This is a genomic window from Streptomyces sp. MMG1121, assembly GCF_001280015.1.
Classification (GTDB): domain Bacteria; phylum Actinomycetota; class Actinomycetes; order Streptomycetales; family Streptomycetaceae; genus Streptomyces.
In genome coordinates this window covers 46,436-61,835 of the sequence record NZ_LGDV01000191.1, presented here as the reverse complement: position 1 = coordinate 61,835, position 15,400 = coordinate 46,436, and the positions used below count along the sequence as shown (strand labels likewise).

The 15,400-nt window shown below is 71.5% G+C and carries 15 protein-coding genes and 1 pseudogene; 8 read left to right on the top strand and 8 right to left on the bottom strand.

Annotated elements, in window-relative coordinates:
• The first annotated feature begins 6 nt into the window (after positions 1 to 6).
• On the top strand, positions 7 to 1,464 hold the full coding sequence (locus ADK64_RS21185; RefSeq protein ID WP_199829675.1) for a penicillin-binding transpeptidase domain-containing protein: 1,458 nt from the start codon (positions 7 to 9) through the stop codon (positions 1,462 to 1,464).
• A 79-nt stretch (positions 1,465 to 1,543) separates the two neighbouring features.
• A pseudogene (locus ADK64_RS43245) lies at positions 1,544 to 1,645 on the top strand (DUF3291 domain-containing protein); the annotation flags it as partial.
• Here the strand turns inward: ADK64_RS43245 and ADK64_RS21180 are convergent.
• Together ADK64_RS21180 and ADK64_RS21175 are read right to left on the bottom strand one after the other, a co-directional pair.
• Entirely contained in the window at positions 1,627 to 2,466 is an 840-nt protein-coding gene (locus ADK64_RS21180; RefSeq protein ID WP_324614431.1) for a hypothetical protein, read from the bottom strand. The pseudogene ADK64_RS43245 and the gene ADK64_RS21180 sit on opposite strands and share 19 nt — an antisense overlap.
• A 75-nt stretch (positions 2,467 to 2,541) precedes the next feature.
• Complete coding sequence (locus ADK64_RS21175; protein WP_053661332.1) at positions 2,542 to 3,651, bottom strand: ferritin-like domain-containing protein; 1,110 nt, start codon at positions 3,649 to 3,651, stop codon at positions 2,542 to 2,544.
• A gap of 124 nt (positions 3,652 to 3,775) precedes the next feature.
• Here ADK64_RS21175 and ADK64_RS21170 point away from each other — a divergent pair, with 124 nt between their 5' ends.
• The 4 genes from ADK64_RS21170 to ADK64_RS21155 all read left to right on the top strand — a co-directional run bounded on the left by ADK64_RS21170 (position 3,776) and on the right by ADK64_RS21155 (position 6,971).
• The gene (locus tag ADK64_RS21170; RefSeq protein ID WP_053661330.1) at positions 3,776 to 4,714 is read left to right on the top strand and encodes an AurF N-oxygenase family protein; all 939 of its coding nucleotides are present in this window, start codon (positions 3,776 to 3,778) and stop codon (positions 4,712 to 4,714) included.
• A gap of 128 nt (positions 4,715 to 4,842) precedes the next feature.
• Positions 4,843 to 5,499: a TetR/AcrR family transcriptional regulator gene (locus ADK64_RS21165; protein WP_053661328.1), complete on the top strand. Its 657-nt coding sequence runs from the start codon at positions 4,843 to 4,845 to the stop codon at positions 5,497 to 5,499.
• A complete protein-coding gene (locus ADK64_RS21160) occupies positions 5,486 to 5,806 on the top strand; it encodes a hypothetical protein (protein WP_199829668.1) in 321 nt (106 codons plus the stop codon). Before ADK64_RS21165 ends, ADK64_RS21160 begins: the two co-directional genes overlap by 14 nt.
• Before the next feature lie 115 nt (positions 5,807 to 5,921).
• Complete coding sequence (locus ADK64_RS21155) at positions 5,922 to 6,971, top strand: C40 family peptidase (RefSeq protein ID WP_053661326.1); 1,050 nt, start codon at positions 5,922 to 5,924, stop codon at positions 6,969 to 6,971.
• On the opposite strand, the gene ADK64_RS21150 is transcribed toward ADK64_RS21155, so the two are convergent.
• From ADK64_RS21150 to ADK64_RS21130, 5 genes are read right to left on the bottom strand one after another with little or no spacing between them, the layout of a single operon-like run.
• A complete protein-coding gene (locus ADK64_RS21150) occupies positions 6,944 to 8,197 on the bottom strand; it encodes a styrene monooxygenase/indole monooxygenase family protein (RefSeq protein ID WP_053661324.1) in 1,254 nt (417 codons plus the stop codon). The two genes, ADK64_RS21155 and ADK64_RS21150, sit on opposite strands and share 28 nt — an antisense overlap.
• A gap of 24 nt (positions 8,198 to 8,221) precedes the next feature.
• The gene (locus ADK64_RS21145; protein ID WP_053661323.1) at positions 8,222 to 8,875 is read right to left on the bottom strand and encodes a GTP-binding protein; all 654 of its coding nucleotides are present in this window, start codon (positions 8,873 to 8,875) and stop codon (positions 8,222 to 8,224) included.
• Positions 8,856 to 9,266, bottom strand: a complete 411-nt coding sequence (locus tag ADK64_RS21140) for a DUF742 domain-containing protein (RefSeq protein ID WP_053661321.1) — start codon at positions 9,264 to 9,266, stop codon at positions 8,856 to 8,858. The genes ADK64_RS21145 and ADK64_RS21140 overlap by 20 nt, the downstream gene beginning before the upstream one ends.
• On the bottom strand, positions 9,263 to 9,760 hold the full coding sequence (locus ADK64_RS21135; RefSeq protein ID WP_053661319.1) for a roadblock/LC7 domain-containing protein: 498 nt from the start codon (positions 9,758 to 9,760) through the stop codon (positions 9,263 to 9,265). The genes ADK64_RS21140 and ADK64_RS21135 overlap by 4 nt, the downstream gene beginning before the upstream one ends.
• Positions 9,757 to 12,489 (bottom strand): nitrate- and nitrite sensing domain-containing protein, encoded by a 2,733-nt coding sequence (locus ADK64_RS21130; RefSeq protein WP_199829667.1) that lies wholly within the window; start codon positions 12,487 to 12,489, stop codon positions 9,757 to 9,759. The genes ADK64_RS21135 and ADK64_RS21130 overlap by 4 nt, the downstream gene beginning before the upstream one ends.
• Positions 12,490 to 12,874: 385 nt before the next feature.
• Here ADK64_RS21130 and ADK64_RS21125 point away from each other — a divergent pair, with 385 nt between their 5' ends.
• Entirely contained in the window at positions 12,875 to 13,663 is a 789-nt protein-coding gene (locus tag ADK64_RS21125) for a protein phosphatase 2C domain-containing protein (RefSeq protein ID WP_078992761.1), read from the top strand.
• Between the two features lie 93 nt (positions 13,664 to 13,756).
• Here the strand turns inward: ADK64_RS21125 and ADK64_RS21120 are convergent, their stop codons facing one another.
• Positions 13,757 to 14,248 (bottom strand): MarR family transcriptional regulator, encoded by a 492-nt coding sequence (locus ADK64_RS21120; protein ID WP_053661314.1) that lies wholly within the window; start codon positions 14,246 to 14,248, stop codon positions 13,757 to 13,759.
• Positions 14,249 to 14,485: 237 nt separating this feature from the next.
• On the opposite strand from ADK64_RS21120, the gene ADK64_RS21115 reads away from it, so the two are divergent.
• Positions 14,486 to 15,337, top strand: coding sequence for a lysozyme (locus tag ADK64_RS21115; protein WP_053661312.1), 852 nt, complete (start codon positions 14,486 to 14,488; stop codon positions 15,335 to 15,337).
• Positions 15,338 to 15,400: the final 63 nt, after the last annotated feature.

Below are 15,400 nucleotides of genomic sequence, written 5' to 3'. Positions count from 1 at the left end.
CGGCCCATGGCCCGCTACATCCGGCACGCCTGCGCGTTCTGCACACTGCTGCTCGCGGCCCTGCTGGTCAACGCCGCCCGGGTGCAGGTCGTGCAGTCCCGCCTCTACGACGACAACCCGGCCAACCGTCGTCCCACGATCGCCCGTTACGGCCAGCCGCGCGGCGACATCGTGGTCGACGGCGAACCGGTCACCGGGTCCGTCGACACCGGCGAGCAGCTGCGCTACGAACGCGCCTACCGCAACGGCCCGTTGTACGCGCCGGTCACCGGCTTCGCCTCGCAGACGTACGGCACCACGTTCCTGGAGCACGCCGCGGACGGGGTGCTCTCCGGCACCGATCCGATGCTGTCGCCGCTGCCGCTGTGGAACGACATGACGCACAAGCCCGCTCCGGCCGGGAACCTCGTGACGACCCTGAACCGGCATGCGCAGGAGGCGGCGTACCGGGGACTGGCGGGGCGCAAGGGCGCGGTCGCCGCGATCGAACCGGCCACCGGACGCATCCTGGCCCTGGTGACGAGCCCGTCGTACGACCCCGGGCAGCTGTCCGGCAACGGCGAGGCGGTGGCTTCGGCGTGGGAGCGGCTCAACCACGACCCGGAGAAGCCGATGCTCAACCGGGCGGTACGGCAGACCTATCCGCCGGGCTCGACGTTCAAGGTGGTCACCGCGGCGGCGGCGCTGGACGCAGGGGCGGTCATGGACGTGGACGAGCCCACCGACTCCCCCGAGCCCTACCGGCTGCCGGGCACCACGACCCGGCTGACCAACGAGGCCGACGGCTGCCGGGACGCCTCGCTGCGGACGGCCTTCGAGTGGTCCTGCAACACCGTGTTCGCCAAGCTCGGCGTGGACGTCGGCGTCACGAACATGGTGGCCACGGCCCAGGCGTTCGGGTTCGACGACACCACGCTGCGCATCCCCTTCTCCGCCGCGACCAGCACCTTCGACCCGCATGTGGACCGGGCGCAGCTGGCCCTGTCGTCGATCGGGCAGTACAACACGCGGGCCACGCCGCTGCAGATGGCGATGGTCGCGTCGGCCGTCGCCGACGGCGGGCAGCTGCGCTCGCCGTACCTGGTGGAGCGGACCACCCGGCACACCGGTGAGACGGTCGCCGGCAGCGGGGCGCATCCGGTGCGGCAGGTGATGAACCCGGCGACGGCCGTACGGCTGAAGGAGCTGATGACGGACGTGGTCCGGGAGGGCACCGGCGGCCGGGCGGCCATCCCCGGCGCCGTGGTCGGCGGCAAGACCGGCACCGCGCAGCACGGGGTCGGCAACTCCGGTGTGCCGTACGCCTGGTTCATCTCCTGGGCGCAGGCCAAGGACGCCCTGGAGCCGCAGGTTGCGGTCGCGGTGGTGGTGGAGGACGCCTCGGCGAACCGGGGCGAGATCAGCGGCGGCGGGGACGCGGCGCCGATCGCGCGGGACGTGATGCGGGCGGTGCTCGGGAAGTGAGACGGGGGTGCCGAGGCCGCCGTCGCCGGCCTCGGCTTCCCTTTGGAATCGCCCCGGTCGAGGGCCTTCGCCGACGGCCGCGCCGTGGTGGGTGCCGGCCGGCCACCGCCCGACGGTCGCCGAGGCGGAGGACCGGCTGCCGCACCTGAGGGCGCACGGCGGTCAGCCGATCGGCTTGACCGCCTCGGTACGGATCTCGACGGTGTTCTTCGCGAGCCCCGGCAGATCCACCTCCGACGGGTCCTGCGACAGCTGCGGCGTGTTGACCACCGCGACCGTGGCGCCGGTGTTGCCGTCGGCCCAGGCGCACATGGGCACGGTGATCTTCGCGCCCATCTGCTCCTGCGTCACCACCTCGCAGGTGATCGTCACGCCGCTCAGGTCGAAGTCCTTCGGGGCCACGGCGACCGTGGCGCCGTCACCCTGGGCGGCGCCCTTCATCATGGCCCGGCGGGCGGAGTCGGCGTTCTTGAACCGGCCGTACATGCCCGACACCGCCAGGGTGCCCTTGGCCGCGTCGCCGCCCAGGTTGTAGCTGCCGACCACGCCGTGGGTGTCCTTGGCGTCCCAGGCGCCGTCGGCCTCGTCCTCGATCTTCTTGCCCTCGGAGTCGGAGAGGTCCCGGGCGAGCTGGTACTTCCCGTCGAGCAGGGTCTTGGGCAGCGTGAGCTTGTTCTTCGCCTCGGGGAAGCCGCTGCTCATCGCCGCCCCGATCAGGACGAGCCCCACGACGATCAGCGTGAGGACACCGCCCACGATCCCGAGCACCAGCCCGATGCGGCGCTTCTTCGGCGGCGGGGCCATGGGCGGCGCGCCCCAGGCCGGGTAGGGCTGCTGCTGGGGGTAGGGCTGCGGCGGGTACGGCTGCTGGGGGTACTGCTGCGGGTACGGGGAACCGTACGGGCCGGGGGCGGCCTGCGGCTGCTGGCCGTAGGGAGGCTGCTGGCCGTACGGCGGCTGCTGGCCGTACGGCGGCTGCGGCTGCTGCGGTGGTGGAGGCATGGACACGCCAGCACGCTACTGCACCTGGGTGAACGCCCCGCCGCCGCTCCCGGACCTCGGGCCCCGGCACCGGCCTCAGTCCTCGGCCGCGCCCGCCTCCACGGCCTGGGCCACCTCCGCCACCCGCTCCCGTTCCTCGGCGGCGAAGCGCTCCGCGTCCAACTGCTCGGCCAGCTCCTCGTCCTGGGCCATGAGCAGGTCCAGACTGGCATCGCCCAGCTCGAAGACGCCCATGTCCAGATAGGCCTGCTGGAGCCGCTTGCCCCACAGGCCGATGTCCTTGACGCAGGGCACGATGCGGCTGAACAGCAGTTTGCGGAACAGCTGGAGGAACTCGGAGCGCTCGCTGAGCTGTCCCGCCTCGGCCTTGGGGATGCCGAAGTTCTCCAGCACCTCCTCGCCGCGCAGCCGGTCGCGCATCAGATAGCAGCCCTCGATGACGAACTCCTCACGCTCGCGCAGTTCGGCGTCGGAGAGCTGCCTGTAGTAGTCGCGCAGCGCCATCCGGCCGAAGGCCACGTGCCGGGCCTCGTCCTGCATGACGTAGGCCAGGATCTGTTTGGGCAGCGGCTTGTTCGTGGTGTCCCGGATCATCCCGAAGGCGGCCAGCGCCAGCCCCTCGATGAGCACCTGCATGCCCAGATAGGGCATGTCCCACCGGCTGTCGCGCAGGGTGTCACCGAGCAGCGACTGCAGATTGTCGTTGATCGGATAGACCATCCCGATCTTCTCGTGCAGGAAGCGGCCGTAGATCTCGGCGTGCCGGGCCTCGTCCATCGTCTGGGTCGCGGAGTAGTACTTGGCGTCCAGGTCGGGCACCGACTCCACGATCCGCGCCGCGCAGATCATCGCGCCCTGCTCACCGTGCAGGAACTGGCTGAACTGCCAGGAGGCGAAGTGCCGGCGCAGCTCGTCCTTGTCCTTCTCGGTCATCTTGTCCCAGTACGGCGTGCCGTACAGGGCCATTGCCTCCTCGGGCGTGCCGAGCGGGTCGTACGGATCGACCTCCAGGTCCCAGTCGATGCGCCGCTGCCCGTCCCACTGCTTGTCCTTGCCCTTCTGGTACAGGGCGAGCAGCCGGTCGCGGCCGTCGTCGTACTCCCAGCTGAACCGGGCCGCGCCGCTCGCGGGCACCGGCCAGGGGGAGTCTCCCGGATCGTTGGCGTACAGGTCATGGGTCGGCATACCCCGCAGGCTCACACGTAGACGCGGAGTCAACAAGTCATGTGCAAGGGATTGACGGCCTTGCTGACAGGCAGTCTCATAAGGGGTACGACGACGTACCCCCCGGTAACGAGGTGAGGGAGCCATGACGACGCTGACGGAAGCGGACGCGCTGGAAGGACTGCGCGACGCGCTCGGCCTGCTCAAGGACCGGGAACAGGTGGCCGAACGGCTGCTCGCCTCCTCCGCCAGGCACTCCTTCGACCCGGACAAGGAGCTGGACTGGGACGCGCCCTTCGAGGAGGGCAAGTGGTTCTGGCCGCCGGAGCTGGTGTCGCTGTACGACACCCCGATGTGGCAGCGGATGAGCGAGGAACAGCGGATCCTGCTCTCCCAGCACGAGGCGGCGGCACTGGCCTCGCTCGGCATCTGGTTCGAACTGATCCTGATGCAGCTGCTCGTCCGGCACGTCTACGACAAGGCGGCGACGAGCGCGCATGTGCGCTACGCGCTCACCGAGATCGAGGACGAGTGCCGGCACTCGAAGATGTTCGCCCGGCTGATCTCGCACGGCGGCACGCCCTGGTACCCGGTCGGCAGGGCCCACCAGAACCTCGGCCGGGTCTTCAAGACCATCTCCACGACACCCGGTTCCTTCACGGCGACCCTGCTCGGCGAGGAGGTCCTGGACTGGATGCAGCGCCTGACCTTCCCGGACGAGCGCGTCCAGCCCCTCGTCCGGGGCGTCACCCGCATCCACGTGGTCGAGGAGGCCCGGCACGTGCGCTACGCCCGCGAGGAACTGCGCCGCCAGATGCTGACCGCCCCCAAGTGGTCGCAGGAGTTCACCCGGGTCACCTCGGGCGAGTTCGCGCGCGTCTTCTCGGTCGCCTTCGTGAATCCCGAGGTCTACACGAACGTGGGACTGGACAAGCGGGAGGCGATGGCCCAGGTGAAGGCGAGCGGGCACCGGCGGGAGGTCATGCAGACCGGCGCCAAGCGGTTGACCGACTTCCTGGACGACATCGGGGTGCTCCGGGGAGTGGGGCGGCGGCTGTGGAGGTCCTCGGGCCTCCTGGCGTAGGGCCGGAGCGCCGGCCCGAGGGGCGCGGGGCCGTGTCCGTATGCGGCTCCGCCGCGTGGGCGCGAGCAGCCACGACGAGGCCGCGAACGAAGGACGGCCGCCTCAGCGGAGCGATTAGGCTTCCGGACATGACCCCGTCCGCCACTCCCGCCTACCGCCGCCTGAGCGTCGAGGAGCGGCGAAGCCAGCTCCTCGACGCCGCGCTCACACTCTTCGCGCACCGCGCCCCCGAGGACGTGTCGCTGGACGACGTGGCGGAGGCGGCCGGGGTGTCCCGGCCGCTCGTGTACCGGTACTTCCCGGGCGGCAAGCAGCAGCTGTACGAGGCCGCGCTGCGCTCCGCCGCCGAGGAGCTGCGGCAGTGCTTCGACGAACCCCGGCGGGGCCCCCTGCTGGACCGGCTGTCCCGCGCCCTGGACCGTTATCTGGCCTTCGTCGACGAGCACGACACCGGGTTCAGCGCGCTGCTCCAGGGCGGCAGCGTGGTGGAGACCTCCCGCACCACCGCCACCGTGGACGGCGTACGCCGGGCCGCCGCCGAGCACATCTACCGCCATCTGGGCGTCGCCGCCCCCGGCCCCCGGCTGCGGATGACCGTCCGGATGTGGATCACCGCCGTCGAAGCCGCCTCCCTGATCTGGCTGGACGAGGACAAGCAGCCCCCGGTCGAGGAGCTGCGCGACTGGCTGGTGGAGCAGTTCGTGGCCGTCCTCACGGTCACCGCGGCCCGGGACCCGCAGACGGCCGCCCTCGTCGGCGCACTCGCCGGAGATGGCCGAGACTGAACCCGTGAAGAGCCAGGACACCCCCTTCGAGGGCGGCCCCATGGACGGGCGGGTACTGCCCGTGACGGTCGGCCCGACCGGGCATCCCCCGAAGACGTACCGCATCCCCGTCCCCGCCCCGGACGGCGGCCCGCCCACGGTGCTCGTCTACCACCGCGTGCCGCGCGGATACAGCAAGCGGCTGGGCCTGATCCAGGGGTGGAAGTACACCTACACCCCGGACGACACCTCCGCCGGCAGGCTCAGGTGGCCCTGGTCGAAGCCCGCGGCCGAGCCGCCCGGCAAGCCGGACGACGCGAACGGGTGACAGGCTTGGGCCGAACCGCGCACACCGGGCGCGCGCCCCGCACGGATTCATCTGATTATCCCGGTGCGATAGGAGGCGAGAAGAAGCCCGCCCTCCCCGCACCCGAGGTGACGACGTGTCAGGAACACTTCTGCGCCTGGCCTGTACGGCGGCGATGGCGGCCCAGGCCGTCCTCGCACCCGTACCCGCCGTGGCCGCGCCGGACCCGCAGCGCTCCGTCGCCCAGCTGCTGACGGACCTGCAGCAGATGTACCGGCAGACCGAACAGGCCACCGAGACCTACAACGCCACCGCCGAGAAGCTGACGCGGCAGCGCGCCGAGGTGTCCCGGCTGGACGGCGAACTGGCCCGCTCCCGGCTCGCCCTGCAAGGCAGCCGGACCGACGCCGGCCGGCTGGCCCGCCAGCAGTACCAGAACGCCACCGGCCTCGGACCGTATGTGCGCCTGCTGCTCGCCTCCGACCCGGAACGCGCGCTGGACGAGGGCCACGTCATCGGCGAGCTGGCGCGCGAGCGGGCCCGGACGGTGTCCCGGCTGACGGCCACGGAGAAACGGCGGGACGCCCTGGCCCGGGCGGCCCGCACGGCCCTCGACACCCAGCTCACGCTCGCGGACCAGCACAAGAAGCAGCGCGACGACGTCCAGGCCAAACTGGCCGGCGTGGAACGCCTGCTGGCCACGCTCACCCCGGACCAGCTGGCCGCGATCGCCGGGCTGGAGCAGCGCGGCGTCACCGCGGCCCAGCAGCGGCTCGGCACCGCGGGCGCCCTCCCCACGAGCCGCACCGCCTCCCCGGCCGGCGGCCGCGCGGTCCGCTACGCCATGGACCAGCTGGGCAAGCCGTACCAGTGGGGCACGCAGGGGCCCGACTCCTACGACTGCTCGGGCCTGACCTCCCAGGCCTGGGAGCATGCGGGCACGCCCATTCCGCGCACCAGCCAGGGGCAGTGGGAGCGGCTGACGAGAATCCCGCTGAGCGCGCTGCGGCCGGGTGACCTGGTGGTCTACTTCCCGGACGCGACGCACGTGGCGATGTACGTCGGGGACGGCAAGGTCGTGCAGGCGCCGAGACCGGGCGTGGCCGTCGGGGTGTCACCCCTGGCGTCGTACCCGGTGCTCGGCGCCGTACGTCCGGATCAGGCCCCGGCGACCGACGTCAGATAGGCCTGCGTCCTGTCCGGCTCGTAGAAGAAGTTCTCGAAGTCGGCCGGGTCGTTGAACGCGTTGGCGAAGCGGTCGGCGACGGGCTGGAGCTGGCCGGCGGCGCCGATGAGGTTCAGGATGTGCTCCGGCGGCGGCGCCAGCATCGCGTTCGTCCACTTGGTGACGTGCTGCGCCGTGTTCCAGTACCGGTCGAACGTCGCCTGCATCCAGGTCTCGTCGAACTCCTTGTCCCCGTGTTCGAGGATCGAGGCGAGGTAGGCGGCGGCGCACTTGGACGCCGAGTTGGAGCCCTGGCCGGTGATCGGGTCGTTGGCCACGACGACGTCCGCGACGCCCAGGACCAGGCCGCCGCCGGGGAGGCGGCCGATGGGGTTGCGGACGGTGGGCGCGTAACGGCCCGCCAACGTGCCGCCGGCATCGGTCAGTTCGACCTTCGTCGCCCGCGCGTACTCCCAGGGCGTGAACTTCTCCATGAGTTCCAGGGTCAGGGAGAGGTGCTCCGCCGGGTCCTTGACGCCGTTGAAGACGTCGAGCGGGCCGCCGGGTATGCCCTCCCAGAACAGGATGTCGGCGCGCCCGGAGGTGGTCAGGGTCGGCATGACGAACAGCTCGCCGACGCCCGGCACCAGGTTGCAGCGCACGGCGTCGAAGTCCGGGTGCTCCGGGCGCGGGCCGAGCCCGTGGACGTACGCCACCGCGAGCGCCCGCTGCGGCTCGCTGTACGGGGAGCGCGAGGCGTCGCGGCCGAACATCTGGACCAGCTCGCCCTTGCCGGCCGCGACCAGGACGAGGTCGTAGGCGCGGGAGAAGTAGTCGAGGTCGCCGACCGCCGCGCCGTGGATGACCAGCTGGCCGCCGCGCTGCGCGAAGGTCTCCATCCAGCCGGCCATCTTCACCCGCTGGTCGACCGACTGCGCGAACCCGTCGAGCTTGCCCACCCAGTCGATGGCCCGCTGGGTGGGGCCCGGGTCGTGCGAGCCGGGGGCCGCGACCGAGACGCCGAGTCCCTCGATCTTCGGGGCCTGGGACTCCCAGAAGTTCAGCTGGAGATCGCGCTCGTACCGCAGTGCCGTGTCGAACATGCACTGCGTCGACATGACGCGGCCGGTGCGGATCTCGTCCGCGGTCCGGTTCGACATCAGGGTGACCTCGTAGCCGTGCGACTGCAGGCCGAGGGCGAGCTGGAGGCCGGACTGGCCGGCTCCGACGACGAGTATCTTCCGCATGCGGGTGATGGCTCCTAACCGGGACTACTCGGGGGTTTCGTCCAGCGCGTGGCCGACCAGGGCCAGGAGGGTCTCGATGGCCGAAATTCGACGCCGCGCATCCATGATCATGACAGGGATGTGCGCCGGTATCGTCAGCGCCTCCCGTACGTCCTCGGGATCGAACCGATCGCTGCCGTCGAAGTGGTTGACCGCGACGACGTACGGCAGTCCGCAGCTCTCGAAGTAGTCCAGCGCCGGGAAGCAGTCCTTCAGACGACGGGTGTCGGCCAGGACGACGGCACCGATCGCGCCGCGCACCAGGTCGTCCCACATGAACCAGAACCGCTGCTGGCCCGGGGTGCCGAACAGATAGAGCACCAGGTCGTCGTCGAGCGTGATGCGGCCGAAGTCCATCGCCACGGTGGTGGTGAGCTTGCCCGGCGTGGCGGTGAGGTCGTCGGTCTCCTCGCTCGCCTCGGTCATCAGCGCCTCGGTCTGCAGCGGCGTGATCTCCGAGACGGCGGTGACCAGCGTGGTCTTGCCGACGCCGAAGCCACCCGCCACCACTATCTTCGTGGCGATCGGAGCCCGGGTGCGGTCCGTCTGCCAGGACCTCAGGTCCTCGTCGGGCTCGGTGAACCCGGCGACGAGGGGGGTGCCCCCAACGGGGGCGGCGTCAGAGACGACGGAGTCCACTCAGCACCCTTTCCAGCAGAGCGCGGTCCGGGCGGCCGGTGCCGTGACCGGTGCCGGTGCCGTACACACGGATCTTTCCCTGGTCCGCGAGGTCGCTCAGCAGGACGCGGACCACGCCGAGCGGCATCTTCAGCAGCGCGGCGATCTCGGCCACCGTGCGCATACGGCGGCACAGTTCGACGATGGCCCGCATCTCCGGCATGACCCGGGTGGTGAGGGAACCATTCGTCAGCTCTTTGCGCTCCTCCGGGGCCTCCAGCGCCGCGACGAACGTCTCCACGAGGAGGACGTGGCCGAAACGGGTACGGCCGCCGGTGAGCGAGTAGGGGCGGACGCGGGCGGGTTTGCGGTCGCCGCCGCGCACGGGGAGTTTGTTCGGCGTGCCGGTCATCGGGCACTCCCTGTCGACTCGGCTTCCAGGGATTTCCGCAGCTCGGTGCGGAGTTCGGGGGTCAGCACGTGGCCGGCGCGGCCGACGAACAGGGCCATGTGGTACGCCACCACGCTCATGTCGCACTCGGCGGAACCGTGCACACCCAGCAGCGAGCCGTCGCTGATGGACATCACGAAGAGGCTGCCCTCCTCCATGGCGACCATGGTGTGCTTGACCCCGCCGAGCTGCATCAGCCTGGCGGCGCCGACGGTGAGGCTGCCGATGCCGGAGACGATGGTGGCGAGGTCGGCGGAGGAGCCGCGCGGCCCCTTCGCCGGACGGCGTTGCCGGGACTGCTCGGTCCGGGCGGGATCGGACGAGAGCAGCAGCAGGCCGTCCGAGGAGACCACGGCGACCGACTCGATACCGGGTACTTCCTCCACCAGGTTGGTCAGCAGCCAGTGCAGGTTGCGTGCTTCACTGCTCAGTCCGTAGGTACTGGGCGCGGTCAACTGCTTGCCTCCTCGGCTGTGCCCCCCGTGGCTTCTTCGGCGTGTGCGTAGCTGGTCGGCCGCTGGTGGCCGGCGGTCTGTTCTTCGATCTCCGCCTCTACGTCGCGGTAGCCGGCCTGGGCGCCGCGGCGGAAGCCGCCGAGTCTCCTGCGGAGGGCTTCGGCGTCGACGGTGCCGGTCCGCTGGCGCGGGGCGCGGGTCGGTGCGGTGATCTTGGGGGTGCGCTTGGGGAGGCCCTTGGCCGTGACCGTCTCGCCTTCGGTCTCGGCCTCGGCCTCGGCTTCGACCTCGGTCTCGGCGCGTTCGTCCTCGCCGTCGGCGGCCGCCGGGGCCGCGGGTGCCGCCGGGGCCGCGGGTGCCGGCTCCTGCGTCAGGTCCGGGAGCAGCAGCTCCATCGTCGTCTCGGCGGGCGTCTCCGCCGGGGCCTTCGGGCGGGTTGCCGTGTGCTGGGCGGCGCTCGGCTCGGCCTGCTCGTGGACCGCGGTTCCCTCGGCCCGGATCACCTGCTCCGCCAGGGTCACCAGCGGGTCGGTGTCCTTCGTGCGGCCGTGCAGGACGTTGGAGTTGACCTCGGCGTCGGCGCCGGGCAGGGAGAAGGCGCCGGTGGTGCCCATGGCCGAGGTCTGCGGGGGCAGGGCGGCAGGCGGGGCCTCGGTCAGGAGGGTGGCGGGCAGGACCACGACCGCCGCGATGCCGCCCTGCTTCTGCTCGCGCAGCCGGACCCGGACGCCGTGGCGGTGGGCGAGGCGGGCGACGACGTAGAGGCCGAGGCCGAGACCGGCGTCGCCCTCGTTGTCGTAGTGGGACTCGGGGTCGAAGTCGGCCAGGCGGGCGTTGAGGCGGTCGAGGCGGTCCGCCGCGATGCCGATCCCCTCGTCCTGGACCGAGAGCATCACCTCGCCGCTCTCCAGGAGCCAGCCGGAGACCTCGACCGGCAGGTCCGGCGGGGAGAACGACGTGGCGTTCTCCATCAGTTCGGCCAGCAGATGGGAGAGGTCGTCGGCCGCGAAGCCCGCCACGTGGGCGTGCGGGGGCAGCGCGGCGATACGGACGCGCTCGTAGCGCTCGATCTCGCTGACCGCCGCGCGGACGACGTCGACCAGCGGGACCGGGCCGTGGTGCTGCTGGACGTGCTCGGTGCCGGCGAGGACCAGGAGGTTCTCGCTGTGCCGGCGCATGACCGTGGCGAAGTGGTCCAGTTTGAAGAGCGTGGCGAGGCGGTCGGGGTCCTGTTCGCGCTCCTCCAGGCCCTCGATGACGGCGAGCTGACGCTCGACCAGGCCGAGGGTGCGCAGGGCGAGGTTGACGAACGTACCGCCGATGCTCGTGCGCAGGCGCCGCAACTGGGCTTCCGCGTCGGCCAGTTCGGCGTGGAGTTCCGCACGGGCGTCGGCCATCTTCTGGCGCTGGCCGACCAGGTGCTTGCGGTCCGTCTCCAGCGTGCTCACGCGCTCGTGCAGGGCCGCCGCGTGCCCGTGCAGGGCGTTGACCGCGCGGACCACCTGGGCGAACTCGTCGTTGCGGCCGGTGAAGGCGATCGGCTCCTGGGCCGCCGGGTCCTCGGACTCCGCCAGCCGGGCCGAGCCCCGGCGCAGGACGGACAGCGGGCGGGTGAGCGTGCGGGCCATGGCCGTCGCGATGCCCACGGCCACCAGCATCAGGGCGCCGAGCACGGCGATGCGGATCTCCAGGGCGGTGACGTCGTCGTCCCGGAGTTTCGCCAGGTCCTTGGTGCGGTGGTCGTAGAGGGCCGATTCCGCGCCGCGCATCAGGTCGACCCGGGCGGACAGGGCCGCGTCCAGCTTCTTGGTGCTCGTGGTCAGCTCGCTGTCGGCGAGGGTGGGCTGGCCGGTGAGCGTGGCCAGGTAGGTGTCCGCCGAGTTGACGTCGGAACCCGTGACCGTGGAGTCGTAGGAGTCGACGGCGGACTGCGGAGCGGTCTCGCGGAAGTCGGCGAGGGCCGCGTCGGCACGCAGCCGGGCCTGCTGGGCGGCGGCGGTGAGGCCGTCGCGCTGCTTCCTGTCGGCCTCCGAGGCGGTGGAGGTCGTGGTCGGCAGGCCGGTGACGGGGCTGATCACCGTCCGGGAGGCGGAGGGCACGTTCAGCGCGGCCAGCAGCAGCCCGCGGGCGGCGGCGGACTGCTGGACGGCGGTGTCCAGTTCGGCGAGCGCGTGGGCGCCGGAGCCGGCCCGCGGGGGCGACTGCTCGGCCAGCTGCTCGGCGACCTTGTGCAGGGCGGCGATCGTCTGCGAGTAGGCCTGGTGGGCCTGGAGGGCGGTGGTCTTGCCGGTGAGCGCGGACCGGCGGACGGCGGCGATGCCGTCGAGGTCGCCGCGCAGGTCCGCCGGGGTGTCGGAGTCGGCGCGCAGATCCTCGACCTCGCGGTCGACGCGGGCGCTGCGGTCCTCTGACGGCGCCTTGGACTTGGCACGCCCCGCCGCGATGTAGGAGGTGACCTCGTCGCGCTCGTCGGCAAGTGAGTGCGCGAGCTGGAGCGCGTCCTGGGTGCGGGCGGCCAGCGTCACCAGGTCCTGGGAGTCACTGACCTGCTGGGAAGCGCCGAGCAGGGAGGGCGCCCCGGCACCGGCGATGGCGGCGGCCACCACGGCGACGGCGACGATCAGCCGGGTGCGCACATGAGTGGGGCGGCCGCTGCCCACGGGGGTCCGCTCGGCGGTCCCCACGGGGTCCGTCTGCCTGCCTGTGCGCCGAGGCCGCATTTTCTGCACCGGTGCTCGCAATCCTGAACTCGTCTACGCAGGGGCCCGGGTGGCGCCCCGTCATCTCGGTGCCAAGTGGTGCGTACACCCGGTTCGTACGGTTCCCGACCCTCCCAGCGCCGGTTGGCGGTGGTCGCGCATCACCTGACCCGCCACCCGAAGGAGTGAACATCGGAGGTGAGTTGGCGGGCAAGTTCCTGTGGCGTGTGCATCGCTCTTGCCCGGCACGCCGGTTGGACGCACGCGGCAGGCTTTGGCAGTATTCGCCAACCACGCCTTCCCGGAATGGCCTATTCCCCCTCAAAACAGGCGCCTGACCTGCGAGGTCGTATCGATTCGACGGCACTTGCCAGCCTTTGACGAAACCCGTGAAGACCTCGTGCAGACTGGCCGGATGCGAACTGATCTCGTTTCGGAACCCGGTGACGCGAACCGCCCCAACGAGGACTTCGCCGGTGTCGGACTACCCGCCTCCGGACAGGGCGGTTGCGTGATCGTCCTGGACGGGGTGACACCGCCGAAGGGCGGGACGGGGTGTCTTCACCCGGTCCCCTGGTTCACCGCGCGACTCGGCGGCGCGCTGACCGAACTGACCGTTTCAAGGCGAGATCTGACGCTCCCGGAGATTCTTTCCCGGGCGATCGCGCGCACCGCCGAGGCCCACGCGGACACCTGTGACCTTTCTCACCCGCGAACCCCCCAGGCAACCGTCGCCCTGGCCCGCTGGTCCGCCGACGCCGTCGAGTACCTGGTGCTGTCCGACTCCGCGCTGCTCCTGAAGGCCCCCGACGGCGCGGTCACCCCGGTCCTGGACGACCGTCTCGACCGACTCCCGCGCTCCGCGCTCGCCACCGAGGCCCTGGTGGACGCCGACCTGCGGAACAAGGAGGGCGGTTTCTTCACGGCCGCCGCCGACCCCGCGGTGGCCGCCCGCGCGGTCACCGGCACCGCACCCCGCGGCGCGGTCCGCGCCCTGGCCGCGCTGACGGACGGGGCGACCCGCTGGACGGAGAAGTTCCGCGAGGGTGACTGGACGGCCCTGTTCGACGTGGTCGAGAAGGAGGGTGCCCGGTCGCTGGTGGACCGGGTGCGGGAGCTGGAGACGGCGGACAGCGTGGAGCGGGCGTTCCTGCGGCGCGGCAAGACGCACGACGACGCGACGGTGGCGTACGTGGAGCTGTGAGCGGCCGCGGACCGGACTTCCGCGGACCGGACTTCCGCGGACCGCCGGGGCCCGTCGGGGTCCGCCGGGACCCGCGGGCGGCTCGGGCTTCGCCTACTTCTCCATGACGCCGTTCAACTGATGGAGCAGCCGGGCGAGTTCGGAGACCTCGTGGCGGTCCCAGTGGGCGAGCTGGCTGACGTAGCGGGCGCGGCGGGCCTCGCGGACCTTGCCGACCCGGCCGCGCCCCTCGTCGGTCAGGGTGACGAGCCAGGCCCGGCCGTCGGCCGGATCGGGTTCGCGGGCGATCAGGCCCAGCTCCTCCAGGGCGCGCAGCTGGCGGGACATGGTCGCCTTGCCGACGCCGATGTAGGCGGCGAGTTCCGTGGCCCGCTGTCCGCCCAGCTCGTCCAGCCGGATGAGCAGGCCGTACGCGGAGGACTCCAGGTCGGGATGGACCTCGCGGGCCATCTCGCCCTGGTTGGCCCGGGCGCGCCGGAGCAGCAGTGTCAACTCCCGCTCCAGCGCCAGGAATTCCCGGTCTGCACCACTGGGCGTCATCTGCCCGGCGGCGCGATGTGCGCCGTCGTTTCCGGCCTCGTGCACGTCAGCACCCCTGCTCGGTTTCGCGATCCTGAAAGTTTCTGCCAAAAGTCGTCATTGCCGCAGCTCCGTCAGTATTTCGCAGGCGTAGACCAACGGCGGCGCCCGGACCCCCTTCCCACGCCGTCATCTACGTGCGTAGCTTCTTTACCAGGTAATGAATGGCATGCCCACGCCAGTGCAGCACCCGATCGGATGTCACGGCCACGGTCCCCCCACCCCACTCCCCGGAGGCACGTCATGCCCGTGCACAGACCCGGCTCCGTCCATACCCCCCGCACACCGCGCTCCTTCCGCCCGCGCCCCGTCGCCGTCCTCGTCACGGCCCTGCTCGCGGCGCTCTCCTGCAGCCTTCCCCTCACCTCCGCCCAGGCCACGACCGCGCCCAGCCGGGGCTCCGCCCACATGGGCATGGGCGTCCTCGCCCACGACGGCCAGAGCGGCACGCCGAGCACCGGTGACGCCACCCAGACCGAGGGCGTGGACGTCGCCGGCTACCAGGGCAACGTCGCCTGGTCGACCCTGTGGAGCAGCGGGGTGCGCTGGGCGTACACCAAGGCGACGGAAGGCACGTACTACACGAACCCGTACTTCGCCCAGCAGTACAACGGCTCGTACGACGTGGGCATGATCCGCGGCGCCTACCACTTCGCGACCCCGGACACCACCAGCGGCGCCACCCAGGCCAACTACTTCGTCGACCACGGCGGCGGCTGGTCCAGGGACGGCAAGACCCTGCCCGGCGCCCTCGACATCGAGTGGAACCCGTACGGCGCCGAGTGCTACGGCAAGTCGGCGAGCGCGATGGTCAGCTGGATCGCCGACTTCCTGAACACCTACAAGGCGCGCACCGGCCGGGACGCCGTCCTCTACACGGCGACCAGCTGGTGGAGCGACTGCACCGGGAACTACGGCGGCTTCGCGGCGAACAACCCGCTGTGGATCGCCCGGTACGCCTCGGACCCGGGGACACTGCCGGCCGGCTGGTCGTACTACACGATGTGGCAGTACACCTCCTCCGGCCCCACCGTCGGCGACCACGACAAGTTCAACGGTGCTCTGGACCGGGTGCAGGCGTTGGCCAACGGCTAGCGCAACACCCTCCCGGCCAGGGGTCCGGGGATCGCCCCCGGGCAAGCACAGCAACGGCGCTCT